This is a genomic window from Chitinophaga eiseniae, from assembly GCF_900167135.1.
GTDB classification, from domain to species: Bacteria; Bacteroidota; Bacteroidia; order Chitinophagales; family Chitinophagaceae; genus Chitinophaga; species Chitinophaga eiseniae.
Map to the genome: position 1 here is coordinate 303,494 of NZ_FUWZ01000005.1, position 19,110 is coordinate 322,603.

A 19,110-nucleotide genomic window follows, 5' to 3' on the forward strand; every position below is an offset into this window, starting at 1 on the left:
TTTTCGCGGTTAGCTGTGCAGTTAGCCGTTCGAAAAAAGTGCAAGCGGCTACAAAGATACTAATCTCCCGATTGAATTGTGCTCATCTTTAATGGAGTAAATCGTAATTATAGTAAGTCGTCTTCATCTCCATTCAGGGGAGAGGGGCCTGTGGCCTCTTTGTCTAAATGCCGGTGGAACAGTTTTTCCGACAGCATCAGATCTTTCCGGGTGGCCCTGTAAGATAGCCTGGCGGCGATGATGAGCGTTAGTACAGCGGCTCCCAGCGCCAGGATGTTATTCCCGGAGAACAGGAAAAAGTCGAAGGAGCCGTGGAAAAACACCGCTATCAGCAGGCCTTTGAGCAGCAGCATGTCCCGTTCTGCGGGGATGAATTTGGCCAGTCCCACGTAGTACCCCATCAGTATGGCGAAGGTCGCGTGGGCGGGCACGGAGAGGAACATGCGGGCCACGCCGGTGCTGAAGCCGTACTGGCCCACGTAGGCGATATTTTCCAGGGTGGCGAAGCCCATCCCTATCATGACGGCGTAGACGATACCATCCAGCGGTTCGTTGAAGGCGCTTTTAGGGTAGGCATAGAAGCGCAGCACCAGGAATTTGGTGAGTTCTTCGGAGAGGCCTACGATGCCATAGGCAAAGAGGGCGGTATCAAAGAGGCTGTCGTTGGTTTCCCGGAAGCCGTACATGGAGGCGAGCAGCTGAAATACCAGCGGCAGGGCTACGCAGAGCATACCGAGGAGAAAGCTTTTCAGCAGGAGGCCAACCGGTTCCGGGTCGTATTTGTCTATCACAAACATCAGCAGGCAGATAGCCAGTCCCGGGGCTACGGCCAGCGCCAATAACATCATGAGAGGATATTTTTTTGTTTTTTACGTTCCTGCAGGAAGTCATTGAGCATGTCAACACCGAAGCTGCTCAGATTGTTGACTTTGGTGACACCGCCTTTTTGGGCGGCCAGTGTGCCGTAATGCACATCGTGGAAGCCCCGGATACTGTGGGCGTCCGGATCGATGGAGATACGCACGTTTTTCTCCAGTGCATAAGGCAGCCAGGTCCAGTCGATGTCCAGGCGGCGTGGGTGTGCATTGAGTTCAATCACCACATTGTTGGCAGCACAGGCATCTATCGCAGCTTTATGATTGACCGGGTATCCGTTGCGGCTCAGGAGCAGGCGGCCGGTCATATGGCCGAGGATGGTGGTGTATGGATTTTCGATGGCTTTAAGTATCCTGGCCATGGCTTTTTCTTCCGTCATTTTCAGGTTGGAGTGTACCGAGGCGATGACGAGGTCGAACCGGGCCAGTATTTCATCGGGATAGTCCAGTGTGCCATCGTTGAGGATATCCGCTTCAATGCTTTTGAAGATGCGGAAGGGGGCCAGTTTTTTATTCAGTTCATCGATTTGTTCGTGTTGTGCGATCACTCTTTCGATGCTCAGGCCGTTGGCATAGAAGGCAGAGCGGGAGTGGTCGCTGATGACGAGGTATTCGAAGCCCTGGCTGGCGGCGGCGGTGGCCATTTCCTCCAGTGAGTCGAGGCCGTCGCTCCATTGGCTGTGGGAGTGGATGATACCTTTGATGTCTGCCCGGGTGATGAGGGTGGGCAGTTGTTGAGCCCGTGCCAGTTCGATCTCGTTTTGTCCTTCCCGCAGGCAGGGCGGGATGCAGGCCATGCCGGCACTGCTGAAGATGGCTTCTTCAGAGGGTGCTTTGTGGACATGAGAGGCGCCGCCGGCGGCATTAAATTTATCTATGAAGGCGGGTGCGCCGGTGGTGTTGAAGAGGGTGCTGTAGAAATCGTCGGTTGCGCAGGCGTGGGTGACCACGTTCAGTTTATCGTTGTATTTCCATACCAGGTCGGGCCCGTTGGCATCGCCGGGGGTGAAACCGGGCAGGGCGGCTACGTGTTCGCGCAGGGTATCTGGTGTGGTGGCGATGACGAATTCCAGTTCATCGATGATCGTTTCCTGGCGGCGGAAGGCGCCGGTGAGGGCTACGGGTGCGGGTGCCAGCAGCTCCTGCAGTTGTTTTTGCAGGTCGGCTGCAATGGTTTCCACTTCCGCGAAGAGGAAGCGGTTGCGGTTAGAGAGGTAGAATTCGATATTCTGGCGAACGTTTTCCTGTGTTTTTTCACCGAAGCCTTTGAGGAGCAGGAGGCGGTTTTCGTTACAGGCGTATAATAGTTCTCCCATGGATTCGATTTCCAGTTCTTTCCAGATGGTGGCTATTTTTTTTGGTCCCAGTCCTTTGATCTTCATGATTTCGAGGATACCGGGAGGGGTGATGGTGAGATAGTTGTTGAGCAGGGAAAAACTTTGATTATCCAGCATTTCGAGGATGCTTTTCCCGGTAGATTCCCCGATGCCTTTGATGCGGAATATCTCGTCGCGGGGGGTATCTTTCAGTTGAACCGGCAGTTTGTCTATGGTAAAGGCTGCGGAGGCGAAGGATTTGGCTTTAAAGCTGTTTTCTCCGTGGATGTCCATTAGTTTGGACAGCAGGGAAAAGTTATCGGCGATTGAATTATTGTCCATGTGGTAAAAATACAAATTCCCGGGGTGAAGCCGGGGGCTAAGTTATTGTCTGGTAATGCTGATGACGGGAAGTGTAAAAATAGTGTTTATAACGATTCGACGGGAGTAAATGAGGGGAGGGGGTGCTTTGTTGGGGGGCATAAAAAAGATCCCGGCGGGTAAGCCGGGACCTTTATAACTACATTTTGTAAATCCGATCTTAGTTTGCCGGAGCAGCTGGTGTAGAAGGAGCAGCTGGTGCTTTTTTAGCAGGAGCTTTCTTCTTAGCAGCAGGCTTTTTAGGAGCAGCTTTCTTTTTAGGAGCAGCTTTTTTAGCAGCGGCTTTCTTTTTAGGAGCCGCTTTCTTAGCAGCGGCTTTCTTTTTAGGAGCAGCTTTTTTAGGAGCGGCTTTCTTAGCAGCAGCTTTTTTAGGAGCGGCTTTCTTTTTAGGAGCAGCTTTTTTAGCAGCAGCTTTCTTTTTAGGAGCGGCTTTTTTAGCAGCAGCTTTTTTAGGAGCGGCTTTCTTAGCAGCAGCTTTCTTTTTAGGCGCAGCTTTCTTAGCAGCAGCTTTTTTAGGCGCAGCTTTCTTAGCAGCTGCTTTTTTAATTGTTGCCATTGTTTTTTGAATTTGGGTTAGTAAAAAAATATTGGGTATAAAAAAACTTTATGGCTAACACTGATTAGGCTTCTGCCTGAGCAGTGGTGTCAAATGCTTTAACAGAAACGTAAGTCTTGTTTTCGCGACCTTTTCTGAATTCAACCACACCATCTGCCAGCGCGAAAATGGTAAAATCTTTACCAACGCCTACGTTTTGACCGGGATGATAAACGGTGCCTCTCTGACGAACGATGATGTTACCAGAAATAGCAGGCTGACCACCGAAGATTTTTACTCCGAGCCTTTTGCTCTGGGAGTCACGGCCGTTCTTTACACTACCTTCACCTTTTTTATGTGCCATTGTATAATTACTTTAATAATAATGTGTCTAAATAAAAATAACCAGCTTAAAATGAATTAAGCTATTTCATTGATCCGGATCTTAGTGAAATGGGTACGGTGTCCGACTTTCTTTCTGAAGCCTTTTCTTCTCTTCATTTTGAAAGCGATCACTTTGTCACCCTGTACATGGCTCAGGATCTCTGCCTTTACTACTGATTTTACATCAGTGCCTACGGTCAGTGCACCAGCATTGTCTGTCAACAGTACTTCGGAAAACTCCACTTTGTCTCCAACATTTCCTTGTAACTGCTGTACAAAAATTTCCTGGTCTTTTTCTACTTTAAATTGCTGACCTGCGATTTTTACAACTGCAAACATAATTATCCAAAATATAATTTCCGCAAAAGTATCAATTGTTTTCCAATTGAACAAAGATTTCCGGCTTTTTTTAATTCATATATGTAAATACGTATTAAAAGCCGGATAAAAACTTAATCTTTTCAAAGATACGTACTTTCTTGAATTTTAAATTTTTTTAACAAATTCCGGGCCATGCCGGCCGGCTTTCCGGCAGGAGGTGACAAAGCAGTAAAAACAGTTATTTTACTGTACAAACCACCACAATTTTATATACTTTTGAATTTTGGGATTTTTGAATTTGGGGATTTTTGGGAGCGATGATCTTTTAAAATTAAAAATTTTCTGATTTCCCGGGGGATGGACAGACGGTGATCATCTCCCGAAATCAAAAAATCCCAACATCAAAAAATGAAAATATACTCTCAATTATAAAATAAAGGGCATGAAGTTTAAATCACTGCTAGCCAAACCATTTGCTTCTATTGTGCACAACAAGATCAGGAAGGAGATGCTCAGGGCGGTGGAAGACCAGGAGGCCATCCTGGAGGAACTGATAAAGACAGGCAAAAAGACGGAGTTCGGAAATGACCATAAGTTGGATGCAGTGCGTACCTACGAGGAGTTCAAACAAGCTGTGCCAATAAGGGATTACGAGCAGTTTAAACCTTACATAGAGCGGATTAAAGAGGGCAGGCAGAATGTGTTGTGGAAGGGGCAGCCTATTTATCTGGCTAAAACTTCCGGTACCACCAGCGGTATTAAATACATCCCTATTTCCAGAGATTCTATTTCCAATCATATAGATACCGCCCGTAACGCCCTCCTTAACTATATGGGAGAAACCGGCAATACGGCTTTTGCTGACGGGAAAATGATCTTCCTCTCCGGCTCCCCCGAGCTGGAAAGGGTAGGTGGTATTCCCACCGGCCGGCTCAGCGGTATCGTGAATCACCATATCCCCCGTTATCTGCGTACCAATCAACTGCCTTCGTATGAAACAAATTGTATAGATGACTGGGAAACCAAGCTGGACAGGATTGTGGAGGAAACGATCAACCAGGACATGACGCTGATCAGCGGCATACCGCCATGGGTACAGATGTATTTTGACCGGCTGATGGAGCGTACGGATGGTAAAAAGATAAAAGAGATATTTAAAAATTTTGATGTGATGGTGTATGGCGGGGTGAATTTTGAACCTTACCGTGCCAAACTGATGGCTTCTATCGGTCATCCTATCCACACGGTAGAGACCTTCCCGGCATCCGAAGGTTTTTTTGCCTTCCAGGATTCGCAGGAGCAGGAAGGGCTGTTGCTGAACACCAACTCCGGTATTTTCTATGAGTTTATCCCGGCACAGGAAATTTTTAATGAAAATCCGACCCGACTGTCGCTCAAAGAAGTGCAAACCGGTGTAAATTACGCTATGATCATCAACAACAACGCCGGATTATGGGGATACAACCTCGGTGACACCGTGAAGTTTATCTCCACCAATCCGTACCGTTTGCTGGTGACCGGCAGGATCAAACATTTTATATCCGCCTTCGGCGAGCATGTGATCGGAGAGGAGGTAGAACACAGCCTGATGAAAGCTGCCGCTGAGGAAAATGTGCAGATCACGGAGTTTACCGTGGCCCCGATGGTGCAGACCAACGGTGAACTGCCTTATCACGAGTGGTTTGTGGAGTTTGAAAACGCCCCGAAAGACCTGCAGGCTTTTGCCATGAAAGTAGACCATAACCTGCGTCAGAAAAACATTTACTATGATGACCTTTTGACCGGCAATATTTTACAACCCCTGAAAATAAGGACCGTACGCAAACAAGGCTTCATCGATTACATGAAGGCTATTGGAAAACTGGGGGGCCAGAACAAAGTGCCCCGTCTGAGCAATGACAGAAAGCTGGCCGACGAGCTGACAAAATATGTGCAGCCATCATGAAAGGTGTGACCACTGTAGCAGGGTTCACATCACTGTGAAAGATTAATAAAGTAAATCACCGTAATGAATAAACGAAAAATTGCCATCTTCGGGTCCACCGGATCCATTGGTATACAGGCACTGGAGGTGATAGCAGCGCACCCCGACCGGTTTAGTGTTGAAGTGCTGACTGCACAACAGAATGCCGACCTCCTGATCGAACAGGCGTTGAAATTCAAGCCCAACGCGGTTGTGATCGGCAGCGAGGAAAAATACAAGCAGGTAAAAGACGTATTGTTTGACAAAGGCATCAAGGTATTTGCCGGCGCCAAGGCCATGGTGGAAGTAGCTTCCTGGAGCTCTATCGACATGGTGCTGGCCGCTATCATGGGTTTTGCCGGACTGGCGCCCACCTTGTCGGCCATCGAGCAGGGTACGCCGGTAGCGCTGGCCAACAAGGAAACCCTGGTGGTGGCCGGTGATATTGTGATGGCCACCGCCCGCAGGAAGAATGTACCGGTAATCCCGGTAGATTCCGAGCATTCCGCTATTTTCCAGTGCCTGGTAGGCGAGCCCTTCAGTAAAGTGGAAAAAGTGATCCTGACCGCCTCTGGTGGTCCGTTTCTCGGCAAAAAGCCCAATTTCCTGATCAACGTAAAGAAAGACCACGCCCTGCAGCATCCCAACTGGCGGATGGGCGCTAAAATAACCATCGACTGCGCCACCCTGATGAACAAAGGGCTGGAAATGATCGAAGCCCGCTGGATGTTTGGCCTGCACCCGGAAAACATCGAAGTGGTGATCCATGCGCAGTCCATTATCCACTCCATGGTACAGTTCGTGGACGGCTCCCTCAAAGCGCAGATGGGCCTGCCTGACATGAAACTGCCCATTCAGTATGCCCTCGGGTATCCTGACCGCCTGGCCAACGACTTCCCGCGGTTCTCCTTCCGGAACTATTCATCGCTCACCTTTGAGCAGCCGGACACCAAGACTTTCCGCAACCTCGCCATCGCTATAGACGCCATGCACAAAGGGGGGAATACCGCCTGCGTGATGAATGCGGCCAACGAGGAAGTGGTGCACGCCTTCCTGCGCAACAGGATCGGGTTCCTGCAGATGACCGAAGTGATTGAGGAAACCATTGCCAAAATCCCGTTCATCGAAGCGCCGACGCTGCATGATTACTACGAGTGCGACCAGGCTGCGCGTGAACACGCTGCAACCCTTATCAATGCTATCGTTATCTAAAATAACCGTTGAAAATTAACAAATAGTTTTGCCGGAATATCTGTTAAATCCGATATCTTGGGCAGATTAAAGCAGAAACAAGTAAATGACAACAGAGGTAATATTGGTGAAAGCCGGACAGTTGTTACTGTCACTCTCTATACTGGTCGTATTGCACGAGTTAGGCCACTTTATCCCCGCCAAATTGTTTAAAACAAGGGTAGAAAAGTTCTACCTTTTCTTCGACCCCTGGTTTTCGCTCTTTAAGATCAAAAAGGGAGAAACAGAGTATGGTATCGGCTGGTTGCCGCTTGGCGGATATGTAAAGATATCCGGCATGATCGACGAGAGCATGGACAAAGACGCCATGGCCCTTCCCCCGCAGCCTTATGAGTTCAGGTCCAAACCGGCCTGGCAGCGGCTGATCATTATGATCGGCGGCGTAACGGTGAACGTGTTGCTGGCCTTCTTCATCTATGCCATGATCCTGTGGCACTGGGGCGAAAAATACCTGCCCACCGATGCCGTGAAATACGGTATTGCCGTGGATTCCCTCGGACAGAGCATCGGTTTGCGTGACGGCGACAAAATCATCGGCGTAAACCATCAGAAGATAGAGCAGTTCAACGCTATCACCGCCCAGGTGATCCTGCAGGAAGCCAAAAGCATTGAAGTGGTGCGTGACGGCCAGGAGCAGAGCATCGCTATCCCTGACGGGTTTATCCGGGCGCTGCTGAAGCAAAAGGAACCTTTTGCCTACATCCGCGTGCCGTATTACGTTGACCGCTTTGAAAAAGGGTCTATCGCCGAAAAAACCGGTCTCTTTAAGCCCGGGGACCAGATGTTGTCTATCAACGGTCTGTCAGTGCCTTACTTCTCCGACTTCGCCAAAGAGTTGCGCAAGCATAAAAATGAGCAGGTAAGCATCGGTGTGCTGAGGGGCAAAGATTCCGTAACGATCCCCATCCAGCTGGATGATAAGGCAAAACTGGGCATCTATCCGCAGGACCCGGAGAAATTCTTTTCGTTTAAAACCAAAACATATACGCTGCTGGAGGCCATCCCAGGTGGCTTTAGAATGAGCGTGGACAAGCTGGTGAAATACGTGCAGCAGTTACGGCTGATCTTCGTTTCCAAAGAGGTGAAGGTGAGCGAGTCGCTGGGTGGTTTTATGAGCATCGGCAACCTGTTCCCCGAAGCGTGGGACTGGCTGACGTTCTGGGAGATGACCGCCTTCCTGTCCATCATCCTGGCGTTTATGAACATCCTGCCTATCCCGGCGCTGGACGGCGGGCACGTGCTGTTCCTCCTCTACGAGATCATCACCGGCCGCAAGCCCAGCGAGAAATTCCTGGAGTATGCACAGATTGCCGGTATGATCATACTGTTCGGCCTGTTGCTGCTGGCCAACGGGCTCGACTTCTGGCGGCATATTATCAGTAAGTGGTTCTAAATCATCTGATTTTTATAAAGGATATGGATTACGGGATTTCCGTAATCCATATTTTTTTCGTATATTTGTTGTCTGAAATCGGGGATGCCTGGTTTTGACAGCATAGGTCTTTGAAAGTGTAAGCATGCCGTGCGTTGGATAATTAGCACGATAATCTGAATATTCAAACTTTAATTGGCGAATCTAACTACGCCATGGCTGCCTAATCAGCGATTAGACACCCATTATAGCCGCCTGGAGTTGTCGCCTTATGCGACTCCCGCCGCTGAATCATCAAACCCATAGGGATAGGTGCTCATGGTTTCTGTGAGTGAGCACTGAAGCTAAACGGATAAGGACAAGGTTGGTTTGTTGCGCCCCTGCCAAGTCCCGACAAACCAATGCGTAAATAAGCATGTAGAAAGCTTTTGAGGAATATGTTTGGACGCGGGTTCGATTCCCGCCATCTCCACAGAGGGGAGCAGTCGGAAGACTGCTCCCCTTTTTTTGTTTTTTAGCAAAGTATGTTGCAGTTTGATATCCACGATTTAATCATGAGAAAGAGCGTTTAATCTTTATCGTGTTAGTTTCTTAAATTAGGGTATCAATTGTACTGTATGAGCGATTTACAAATGCTAATAAACAAAATCCGACAGTTCAACACAGAACGTGACTGGAGCCAGTTCCACAACGCGAAGGACCTGGCGCTGGCAATAAGTATTGAGGCTGCTGAACTGAATGAACTGTTTCTATGGAAAAAAGCTGAAGAAGCGGATGCTGAAAAAGTAAAGGAGGAATTAGCAGATATCTTTACCTATGCGTTGCAGTTAGCAGATAAGTACGGGTTTGATGTCGGTCAAATCGTAGCTGATAAAATTGAAAAGAACGCCTTGAAATACCCTGTTGATAAGGCAAAAGGTAGTGCTAAGAAATACAACGAGTTATGAAAACCCCTCAGGAGTACGCCATTAAAAAGCTTGGCTTTAGCCAGAGCGCCATCAATGAGCTCTCTGCCGACACTCTAATCGGAAAGTTCTGGCCTATTGTTTACCTGTTGAAAGAAAAGAATAAACAAAAGGCCCTTGCCTATGTTGGCGAAACGTATGATGTAAAGACCAGGTTAACAACTCACTTAAGTCATCCCGAAAAAAACAGGCTGCAGGAAGCATATTTAATCTCTAGTAGAAAGTTTAACAAGTCGGCGACGCTTGACATAGAAGCATATTGCATTAAGTATTTGGCCGGGGACGGGCGATACAGACTGTTAAACGGTAATTTAGGAATTCCTAATCATAACTATTATCAAAGGGAGGAAGTATACTTCAAAATTTTCGAGTCTATCTGGGAGGAGTTTCGCTCGCTGGGCATAGCACAACAGGCATTGAGCAAGATTAGTAACTCAGATCTCTTTAAGTATTCTCCATATAAATCGCTAACTCCTGAGCAGACAGCCAGTCTGATAATGATTCTTGAGTCGCTATTAGAAGACCAATATGAAAGGATGGTGATTGAAGGCGGTGCTGGTTCGGGAAAGACAGTGCTGGCTGTTTTTTTGTTTAAGCTGTTGCATACGGCTGAAGAAGAATTTAATTTCAGCGTTTTTGGCGAGGAAGACAAGAGAATAGTGGAACTGGTAAATTTATTGAAGCAGAAAATACCCAATCCCAAAATGGCATTGGTTGTTCCTGTTGAATCCTTTAGGTCTACAGTACAGAAAATATTCAGGCATGTGGAAGGACTAAGTGCGGATATGGTAATAGGACCGGCCGATCTTGGAAGAAACCGTTACGATATTGTTTTGGTCGATGAGGCTCATCGTTTACGGAGGAGGAAGAATTTAGGCAGTTATTTTGGTGGATTTGATAGGGTATGCAATGAATTGGGCTTCGATAGGGAAAAAAATGACGAGCTTGATTGGGTAGTGCGACAGTCAGATAAAAGCATTTTCTTTTACGATGAGTTTCAGTCAGTGAAGCCTTCAGATGTACTTCGGGAGAGGTTTGACATGTTGAAGAATAATCAATACACCAAAGCAGCGTATCTGAATTCGCAGTTCCGTGTGAAGGCTGGATTGAGATATGTAAATTTTATCGACAGGTTATTACAAGGCAAACCTATCATCGGTAAAAACACGAAATGGGACGAAGACTATGACTTCCGGATTTTTAATGATCCAGCGCAAATGATAGCTCATATCAAAGAAAAGAACGATAAGGAACAGCTGGCAAGAGTGGTGGCAGGGTATGCGTGGCCGTGGCCCTCAAAGAAAAACAAGAAGGCAATAGACATCAAAATTGGTGAGTTGGAATTACGATGGAATAGTGTGATGAAAGACTGGATCAACTCACCCAATGCCATTAATGAGGTAGGGTGCATTCATACCGTACAGGGATATGATTTAAATTACACGGGTATAATTTTCGGCAATGAGATTGGTTATGATAAAGACAGAGGCGAGATCATCATCAGAAAAGATAATTATTATGACAGAAATGGGAAGAACGGCGTTAAAAATCCTCAGCAGCTGAAGAATTTTATTCTCAATATTTACAAGACGTTGATGCTACGTGGTATTAAAGGGACTTACCTGTATGTCTGTGATGAAGCACTGCGTGAATATTTTTCCCGCTATATTCCTTCTTTTGAGGAAGCAGGTGTAGACAGCAATCAAAATCCGAGCGAAACGCTGGTTTCCGGAAAAAGTGTCCCATTCATAAATTTGAAGATTGCCGCAGGCGGTTTCAGTGAACAACAGCAGTTCAACGGGGAAATAGAGCGCTTTCCGATACAGGACGGTTCAAAGATATCAGATGATCACTTTGCTTGCGAGGTAGTGGGGAAATCTATGAATAAACTAATTCCTAACGGCGCCATTTGTTTATTTCGCAGATATGCAGGAGGTACCAGGAATGGGGAGGTTGTATTGGTATCTCACACCAGTATACAGGATGCTGATTTCGGCTCGGGTTATACCGTAAAAAAGTACTTTAGTGAGAAAGTACACTATCCTGATGGGATCTGGAAGCATAATCGCATTATACTTAAACCTTCCTCCACAGACAGGTCCTACAAGGATATCGTACTTGAAGGGGATGAATTGTCCAGCCTTCAGGTTATTGGAATTTTTGAACGGGTTTTAGATTAAACAGTGTTCCTCAGCAAATAGGGAAGTGAATGTTCCGGGCGGCGACGTAAATCAATTTTAACAGGGCCATATCAGAGGTAAAAGTAGCTTTGGTTTGGGTTACTTTTTACGGACTTGGCGATGGAAGCCTTCGATAGTATTAGTAGTGTAGGGTTCATGTCTACAACTTTGCATTTCACTTTCTCTGGGAGATATTTATCGTTTTCGTTATGCCTGACCGTATTTCATTACCTGGTATATCAGACAACCTTTACGGGTTCCCGTATTTTGATGTCTTACGCTTCCTGTACCTTCGAAAGGTACCTGGTTAAAAGCCATGTCCGACAATGTCATTTGTGCCGAGACCAGGAGCTATATTCATTTAAATTTAATGTTTATGTCTGATGATTTAAGTAAAAGAAGGCCGCAGGACGCCAGTAAGATCAATCTTAGCGAGCAATGGGAAATTGATTACTGGTGTAGAAAATTTGGTTGCACTGAAGCTCGGTTAAGAGCAGCAGTAAAAGCAGTTGGCAACTCCTCTGCTGCCGTAGAAAAGTATCTTAACAAATGAGAGCGGTGGCCTTTAAGGCCACCACTTTAGATCTTCTAATTACAATTAGTTAGAACAGGAATATCCCTTACACATTCGCCTCTGCCGATATCGTTTGTATTGAAAGCCGTTGTCCGGGTACCTCCACCTTCCTTTCCTCCTCCTCTTTCCACTTCGTTTTCAGCAAAAACAGAAAAGTCACCACCGCTATCATGCCATAAGCTATCCCCAGCGTAACCTGGTTAGTAATAGCAATCGTATTCACCATCAATGAACTGAGAATAGAGGTCACTACTGCAAATCCGCCGCCGGTAAGCCCGCTGGCTTTGCCGGCATATTGCGGGAAGCGGATCAGGCAATACGACATCAGGTTGTTGAAGATGAAGCCGGCGGCGCTGTGCAGGAGGAATACATAAATGAGCAGCGTCGCCAGGTTGTGGTAGTAGCGTGTTAACGGAATCATCAGGGCTACTGTGGTCAACTGCATGATGCTGGCCGTCATTAGTTTTTTGCCCAGGGGGTTGCTCACCAGTATTCTTGATACTGACCCGCCGATCATGACTGATACACCGGAGAATAAAGCGCAGTAGCCTGTGGCAGCGGCAGAGAACTGCAACTGATGTTCGATCAGGAACGGGCTGCACATGCCATACAGTAATATCATTCCGTAGGCTAGTCCGAGTATGAACAGGCCTGAAGTAAAGTCCGGTGTTTTGAGCATCCTGCTGTACGTTTGGACCATCGAGGATACGCTGAACGGCTGTGCTGCTTTCATGGATTCGCCGCCGATGAGCAGTTCGGCGATAAAGAATAGCAGTCCGAAATACCCGAGGAACATGAAGTTGGATGACCAGCTCCAGGTCGTTTGAAAGAATCCGCCCAGGAAAGGCGCTACGATGGGCGCGATAGCCCAGATCACCGAGAACATGCTGGTGTATTTCTTTAATGCTTCGCCTTTATAGAGGTCTATAAAAAAGGCGCGTTTGCTGATGGCGATCACGGCGACGGTAAAGCCCTGCAGTATACGCATGGCGTAGATCATCTCCAGATTGGTGGCGTAGGCGATGACAAAGCTGCTGGCGCTGAAGGCCAGTATGGCGATCATATTGGGGAGGTAGCGGCCATAGGTGTCGATCAGTCCGCCTACGATCAATTGTGAAATACCATAACTGATGATGAAGAGCGAAAGTGTCAATTGAATGGCGGCGGGTGAAGCGTGCAGCTGTACCGCCATGTCGGGCAGGGAGGGGATAAATATGTCCATGGCAAAGCCTGATAATGGTATCAGGCACAACGACATGACCGTATTCCATCCTATTCTTGATGTTTGGATCCTTCTCATACTGGTTGCTTTATTTTAGCGACGTAAAGTTAGGAAGGCGGGTAGCTGTTGTAATTACACGTTTCAAAGAGATGGTTATACAAATCAAAGGTGTTTTTGTATCACCGTTTTCTTCCCATACGAAATTCCAGGGGCGTGCGGGAGGTAAACTGCTTGAAGTATTTATTGAAATGGGAGGGGTATTCAAACCCCAGCGCATAGGCAATCTCTGAGATGTTCCAGTTGGTGTTGCGCAGTAGTGTTTTCGCTTCGATGATCACCCGTTCATGGATAATGTCGCGGGTGGTTTTATGCGTATGCTTTTTTACGACGCTGTTTAGATGGTTTACATGGACATGCAGCAGGCTGGCAAAATGAGCCGGCGTTAATAATTTCAATGGAGATTCAGGCGAATCTACCGGGAACTGCTGGTTCAGCAAAGCAAGAAAGTCGTTCACCAGCCGGTCGCGGACTACCGCAGCCGGCATCTCCTGGTTTTGCTGCAGCCGGATGCCTTCGTGAATGACGAGTTGTAGCAGGTGGCGTATCATATCCCATTTGTGGGGATAGTCACTGTCCTGCAACGTTTGCATTTGCGTGAAATAGGCGCTTATTCGCAGCCTGTCATCTTTGGTGATGGGTATGACCGGCATGAGCGAAGGATTGAACAACGGGCAGGCGTATTGTATGTCAGCGGGGATGGACCCCTCGATAAAAGGCGTGTTGAATAAACAGTAAAAACGGTTGAATGGAGTATTTACTTCTATGGAAGTGGGTACGGCCGGATTATTAAAAATAAGGCAGCATTGATGGATTGGTATCTCCTGGTCATTATACAGCAGTATGCCGCTGCCTTTTGCCGGCGTCTGGCTTAAGCATATTTTGAAATAGTCCCGCCGGTTGAAGGGGGTTTTGCGGGTGGCAGTAAGTGTCTCCCGGACATTAAAATGCGCTTTGCCGGAGTCGAGGCCCAAAGGGATGTCCTGACCGGTGCGCTTGTAAAACTGGGCGAGTGATTCTGTAGGAATGAAGTTGTCTGCCATCGCTTTGGGACTTATATAATTCAAAGATACTGAATTTGATATAGAAGAGGTATATTTCACCCTGAATACGGACCTGATAATTTTCATCTTTGCCCGTTCAAATTTGCCTGCACACGAACTATCAGGCGCTATTGCACTCCAGTGTAATACGTTATATACCTGTTGAATGTTGGAGGGAGCGCTGAGGCGATCGTCGGCAGGGAATGTGTATTTCAGATGCTGATAGCTGCGGCTACGGGTTTTGCAAACAATTTGTGTTATCGGGGAAATCAATCGCTGTTGCTCGTTTAAGCATCGGCGTTATAAATTAAATATAGTCAGCGTTATTGGCTTTCGGCGTTTTATTTTGGAAAAGACAGCCCCCTTGTGGGCTGTCTTTTTTCCAATTTTTATCTTGCTTATTTTATGCCTTCGCTTTTAAAAAATGCATCCACTTCTTTTACCCATAGTTCCGGTGCTTCCAGCGCGGCAAAATGTCCGCCTTTCTCCATCACGGTAAACCGTTTTACATTTGCTTTTCTTTCTGCCCATTCCTTCGGCGTAGGCGCATCGCCTGCAAATACCGCCACGCCTGTGGGCGTATTTACTTTCTGCCCGGAAGCCAGCTGCTGAAAGGCGCCTACGGCATAGGTACGCATGGACGAGTTGATCGTCTGGCTCACCCAATAGATCATGATGTTGGTAAGTAGTTCATCTTTGGTGAAATGTTCTTCCAGTGTGCCACCAGGCGTACGCCAGGCGTTGAACTTTTCCACGATCCAGGAGGCAAGGCCTGTGGGGGAGTCGTTCAGGCCATAGGCCTGTGTTTGTGGTTTGGTAGCGTGCAGCATGGCGTAGGCACCTTCCCGGAACCACCATTGCTGGATAAACTGCCCGAAGGCCTGCTCCGCGGGAGACATCGTACTCCAGTCTTCAGAACCGTTCGGGTAACCAACATCTGTCAGGTGGATGGCGGCTACATTTTCGGGATACAGGTTGGCGAGTGATTTGACGATGCCGCTGCCTACGTCGCCGCCGGCTGCATAGTAGGATTGATAACCGAGCACATCCTTCATCAGCGTCGCAAAGACTTTGGCAGAGCCGTCATCGGTCATGGCTGTATGACCGGAGAAACCAAACCCGGGAATGGAGGGGATCACCAGGTCATAATCGTTTGTCAGCAAGGGGATCACTTTGTGGAAACGATAGAAACAGTCGGGCCAGCCATGTACCAGCAGCAAAGGTTTGGCATTGGCATTCGGGCTTTTGATGTGCAGGAAATGAATGCTGACGCCGTCTATTTCCACGGTAAACTGTGGGAACTTGTTGAGCGCGGCTTCCTGTTTGCGCCAGTCGTAGCCGTTTTGCCAATAGGCAACAAGGTCCCGGAGAAATACGGGGTCTGTGCCATAGTTCCAGCCTGCGTTATCTGGCGCGTCGGGCCAGCGGGTCTGGCGGAGGCGGTTGTTAAGATCGTCCAGTACAGATTGTTGTACATCGATTTTAAACGGTTTTACGGTAAACATACGGTCTTGTTTTGTAGGTTGTGAAAGTGCGGTAATCGCTATAACAGTGACAGAAAATAAAAGAACAAGCTGTTTCATGGTATTTTGTATTTAATAAAACAAAATTCCAACCTCGGCATGACAACCTTATGTCAGCAGTAAAAACAGACGTTAAAAAAAAGTTTGGCGGTTGAGATAGATCTGTTTTACCGGGGTAAGGTAAATAGTAGCTACACAACACAAGATAATTATTTTGTCTATTTTTAAATTAAAAAAAAAAACAGGGTGGTATACCCCCGGCAGCATACCCCCGCCGAAAGCTCCTATTCATGAATAAGTCCACCGGTCATTGTTTATATCAGATAACCCGCATTACCTGCGTGAGCCAGCTGTTCGTCTTTTTACTGTACGCCTGTAACCAGGGGCCATCCGGCCATATGGCCGCCGACAGCGCAATAGCCACCGGTAAAACCGATACTGTTGTAACAATGGTTCCGGCACCTGGGCAACTATCCGTTGAGCTGACCGGTATCACGGAAGCGGCGTTCAGGCGTCACCAGCCGCCCGCCTCCAGCCAGGTTGATTTCGATACCACGTCCTGTTGATTGATAAAACCACCGGTAAAAAAGATACGGTCAGCAATTTCCCGTTACTGTCGCCCGATGGAAGACTGATGGTGAGCAAACGATACAATCCTTATGAGGAGTACGAACATATTCCGCCTCCCACAGAAGACATCAGCATTTATACCGTGGATAACCATGTTATTAAAAGGATCTTCCTGCAGCCCTCCCGTTGGTTTGCCAGGGAGCTATACTGGAAAGACAGCCATACGATATACATCAAAACCTGGGAGAAAGAAGGTGATGATGCCGCTATTTCAGATTATCTACGGCTGACTGTCACCAGCGGGAAAGACACGCCGGCAGGCGCCCCTGTGAATGTTTCCTGGAAGGGCACCTACACTACTGTTCTCCATGCATCCAGCGATGACGCCGACGGATCGAAAAAGAAGAAGGAAAATACATCCTGTACTGTCCCCTATCTGGATGGCAAGGTGAACGGCGGTCACCGGATGTCTTACCCATTGAAGAAGAAATAATCATTATATTTACTTTATCCTTTTCAACCAAAATAATAACCGCTTATGTTACCCGGTAATGCCATCTTCAGGATGTTACTGCTGATTGGTTTCAGTACGCCTGTTTGTACTTTCGCCCAGCAGCAAGACACCATCAGATACTCACTTATTTTAACAGGAAACATCAAAGGCGAAAAAAAGGTGATAGAAACATCTCCCGGTATGTTCGAATCCTGGTACCAGTACAACGACCGTGGCAGGGGCGACAGCCTGCATACCATCTACCGTCAGGACAGCGACGGGTTTCCCACTTATGTCCACGCTATTGGGAAAGACTATTTCAAAAAACCGATATCGGAAGATTTTTCCCTGAAAGACGGGGTGGCCACCTGGAAGAATACCGCTGAGAATGAGTCCCGGCCTGTTACCGGAAAGGCTTTTTACACCTGCCTGAATGGAGAGAGCGGAAACATGATCAAAGCGCTGAAAGCCGGTCAGCATAAAATAAAGCTGCTGCCGTTCGGTGAAGCCACCCTGGAAGTGGTACAGCAACACAAAGCGGGCGACCAGCAGTTGCAGCTGTGCCGCATCTCCGGTATGTACTACACACCGGAGTATATCTGGGCAGATGAAAAGAATGTCACCTTCGGGTATATAGGCGACTGGTTTTCGATGATCCGTAAGGGTTATGAACCCTATGTGAAAGAACTGCTGGCAGTGCAGCAGAAGATAGAGCGGCAGCATGATAGTCAACTGGCGAAAACGATACCTGAAAAGGTAAACGGAGACATACTGATCCGCGATGTTACCCTCTTTGATGCAGAAAAAGCGACCTTGCTGCCTCACACCGATGTGCTGATCGGCGCCGGAAAAATCAAAGCGGTATCTGTCGGAAAACCGATCACAGCGAAGGCCGCCAGGATCGTCGAAGGCCGCGGACAGACACTGTTGCCCGGGTTCTGGGACATGCATGTGCATATGGGCGACGGACCGGAAGGCATTATGCATATCGCTGCCGGTGTTACACATACGCGGGATATGGGCAACGATACTTCCCTGCTGACCCTCCGCAAAGAAATTGATAACGGCGAACTGATAGGCCCGCACCTGGAAGTCATCAGCGGACTGATTGACGGGGCCGGCCCTATGGCTGCTCCTACGGGTATACTAATCCACAACGAAGAAGAAGGCAAAAAGTTTGTCCGCATGTTCGCTGACAAAGGCTACGATCAGATCAAACTATACAGCTCTATCAAACCGGAATGGGTAAAACCCCTGATTGCGGAAGCGAAGAAGTACCATATGCGCGTATGTGGCCATATCCCTGCTTTCATGACAGCCGCGCAGGCCATAGAAGCCGGATATAATGAGGTGACGCATATGAACATGCTCCTGCTGAACTTCTTCGGCGATACTATCGATACCCGTACGCCGCAACGTTTTGCTATTCCGGCGCAACGGGCAGCTTCACTGGACCTGAACAGTGCCCCGGTGAAGGAGTTCATCGCGCTGATGAAATCCCGGAATATCGCATCTGACCCTACGCTGGTAGCTTTTGAGCCCATGCTGACCGGCCGCGATGGCGTAATAGAAGAAAAAAACAAAGACATCATCACCCACTTTCCGCTGCAGATACAACGCGGCATGCGTGCCGGCGGCAGCGGCCTGCCGGTCCCGCCGGGAATGGACACTACTTACATACAGTCGTTCGGCGTTTTTTTGAAACTGACGAAACTGTTATACGACAGCGGCATACGCATCGTAGCCGGTACGGACGGCACAGCGGGGTTTGATTACCAACGGGAGCTGGAGCTGTATGTGAAAGCAGGTATTCCGGCGGAGAAAGTATTGCAGCTGGCTACTTTTGGTACCGCGGAATATACCGGGAAGAGTAAAGAACTGGGCAGCATCAAAGTGGGGAAAACAGCAGATATGGTGCTGGTGGCGGGCGACCCGGTACAACATATCAGCAACATCCGGAAAACAAAACTGGTGATTAAAAATGGTGTGATCTATGATCCTGCGAAGTTGTACAAGGCGATTTCGGTGGTGCCGTTTTAAATGAATACACAGTAAAAAGCCGGTCTGCATTACAACACAGCAGAC

The 19,110-nt window shown here is 47.9% G+C and carries 17 protein-coding genes and 1 other RNA gene; 10 read left to right on the forward strand and 8 right to left on the reverse strand.

Going from position 1 to position 19,110, the window contains the following annotated elements:
• Positions 1 to 107 precede the first annotated feature (107 nt).
• From B5D63_RS27315 to rplU, 5 genes are all read right to left on the reverse strand, one after another.
• Positions 108 to 848 (reverse strand): PrsW family intramembrane metalloprotease, encoded by a 741-nt coding sequence (locus tag B5D63_RS27315; protein ID WP_078672041.1) that lies wholly within the window; start codon positions 846 to 848, stop codon positions 108 to 110.
• Positions 845 to 2,533, reverse strand: coding sequence for a helix-hairpin-helix domain-containing protein (locus B5D63_RS27320; RefSeq protein WP_078672042.1), 1,689 nt, complete (start codon positions 2,531 to 2,533; stop codon positions 845 to 847). The genes B5D63_RS27315 and B5D63_RS27320 overlap by 4 nt, the downstream gene beginning before the upstream one ends.
• Before the next feature lie 199 nt (positions 2,534 to 2,732).
• The gene (locus B5D63_RS27325) at positions 2,733 to 3,128 is read right to left on the reverse strand and encodes a histone (RefSeq protein ID WP_078672043.1); all 396 of its coding nucleotides are present in this window, start codon (positions 3,126 to 3,128) and stop codon (positions 2,733 to 2,735) included.
• Between the two features lie 64 nt (positions 3,129 to 3,192).
• Complete coding sequence (rpmA, locus tag B5D63_RS27330) at positions 3,193 to 3,471, reverse strand: 50S ribosomal protein L27 (protein ID WP_078672044.1); 279 nt, start codon at positions 3,469 to 3,471, stop codon at positions 3,193 to 3,195.
• A 56-nt stretch (positions 3,472 to 3,527) separates the two neighbouring features.
• Positions 3,528 to 3,830, reverse strand: a complete 303-nt coding sequence (rplU, locus tag B5D63_RS27335) for a 50S ribosomal protein L21 (RefSeq protein ID WP_078672361.1) — start codon at positions 3,828 to 3,830, stop codon at positions 3,528 to 3,530.
• 424 nt (positions 3,831 to 4,254) lie between these two features.
• Between rplU and B5D63_RS27340 the strand changes: the two genes are divergently transcribed.
• The 7 genes from B5D63_RS27340 (at position 4,255) to B5D63_RS27370 (ending at position 12,096) form a co-directional block, all read left to right on the forward strand.
• On the forward strand, positions 4,255 to 5,757 hold the full coding sequence (locus B5D63_RS27340; RefSeq protein ID WP_078672045.1) for a GH3 auxin-responsive promoter family protein: 1,503 nt from the start codon (positions 4,255 to 4,257) through the stop codon (positions 5,755 to 5,757).
• Positions 5,758 to 5,820: 63 nt separating this feature from the next.
• Entirely contained in the window at positions 5,821 to 6,987 is a 1,167-nt protein-coding gene (locus B5D63_RS27345; RefSeq protein ID WP_200817109.1) for a 1-deoxy-D-xylulose-5-phosphate reductoisomerase, read from the forward strand.
• Positions 6,988 to 7,072: 85 nt separating this feature from the next.
• Entirely contained in the window at positions 7,073 to 8,419 is a 1,347-nt protein-coding gene (gene rseP, locus B5D63_RS27350) for an RIP metalloprotease RseP (protein WP_078672047.1), read from the forward strand.
• Between the two features lie 80 nt (positions 8,420 to 8,499).
• Positions 8,500 to 8,873, forward strand: a transfer-messenger RNA (tmRNA) gene (gene ssrA / locus B5D63_RS27355).
• Positions 8,874 to 9,015: 142 nt separating this feature from the next.
• A complete protein-coding gene (locus B5D63_RS27360) occupies positions 9,016 to 9,345 on the forward strand; it encodes a nucleotide pyrophosphohydrolase (RefSeq protein ID WP_078672048.1) in 330 nt (109 codons plus the stop codon).
• Entirely contained in the window at positions 9,342 to 11,543 is a 2,202-nt protein-coding gene (locus tag B5D63_RS27365; protein ID WP_078672049.1) for a DNA/RNA helicase domain-containing protein, read from the forward strand. Before B5D63_RS27360 ends, B5D63_RS27365 begins: the two co-directional genes overlap by 4 nt.
• Positions 11,544 to 11,919: 376 nt before the next feature.
• Complete coding sequence (locus tag B5D63_RS27370) at positions 11,920 to 12,096, forward strand: DUF3606 domain-containing protein (protein ID WP_078672362.1); 177 nt, start codon at positions 11,920 to 11,922, stop codon at positions 12,094 to 12,096.
• 67 nt (positions 12,097 to 12,163) lie between these two features.
• Here the strand turns inward: B5D63_RS27370 and B5D63_RS27375 are convergent, their stop codons facing one another.
• From B5D63_RS27375 to B5D63_RS27385, 3 genes are all read right to left on the reverse strand, one after another.
• Entirely contained in the window at positions 12,164 to 13,417 is a 1,254-nt protein-coding gene (locus B5D63_RS27375; RefSeq protein WP_078672050.1) for an MFS transporter, read from the reverse strand.
• Positions 13,418 to 13,518: 101 nt separating this feature from the next.
• Positions 13,519 to 14,463, reverse strand: a complete 945-nt coding sequence (locus B5D63_RS27380) for a helix-turn-helix domain-containing protein (RefSeq protein ID WP_159456190.1) — start codon at positions 14,461 to 14,463, stop codon at positions 13,519 to 13,521.
• Between the two features lie 374 nt (positions 14,464 to 14,837).
• Positions 14,838 to 15,944 (reverse strand): epoxide hydrolase family protein, encoded by a 1,107-nt coding sequence (locus tag B5D63_RS27385; RefSeq protein WP_078672052.1) that lies wholly within the window; start codon positions 15,942 to 15,944, stop codon positions 14,838 to 14,840.
• Between the two features lie 308 nt (positions 15,945 to 16,252).
• Between B5D63_RS27385 and B5D63_RS27390 the strand changes: the two genes are divergently transcribed.
• Genes B5D63_RS27390 through B5D63_RS27400 form a run of 3 tightly spaced genes read left to right on the forward strand, consistent with a single transcriptional unit; the run spans position 16,253 to position 19,065 of the window.
• Positions 16,253 to 16,528, forward strand: coding sequence for a hypothetical protein (locus B5D63_RS27390; RefSeq protein ID WP_078672053.1), 276 nt, complete (start codon positions 16,253 to 16,255; stop codon positions 16,526 to 16,528).
• Positions 16,525 to 17,025 carry a hypothetical protein gene (locus B5D63_RS27395; protein ID WP_078672054.1) on the forward strand — a complete coding sequence of 167 codons (501 nt, stop codon included), beginning with the start codon at positions 16,525 to 16,527 and terminating at the stop codon, positions 17,023 to 17,025. The genes B5D63_RS27390 and B5D63_RS27395 overlap by 4 nt, the downstream gene beginning before the upstream one ends.
• A 45-nt stretch (positions 17,026 to 17,070) precedes the next feature.
• Positions 17,071 to 19,065, forward strand: coding sequence for an amidohydrolase family protein (locus tag B5D63_RS27400; protein WP_078672055.1), 1,995 nt, complete (start codon positions 17,071 to 17,073; stop codon positions 19,063 to 19,065).
• The last annotated feature ends 45 nt before the right edge of the window (positions 19,066 to 19,110 follow it).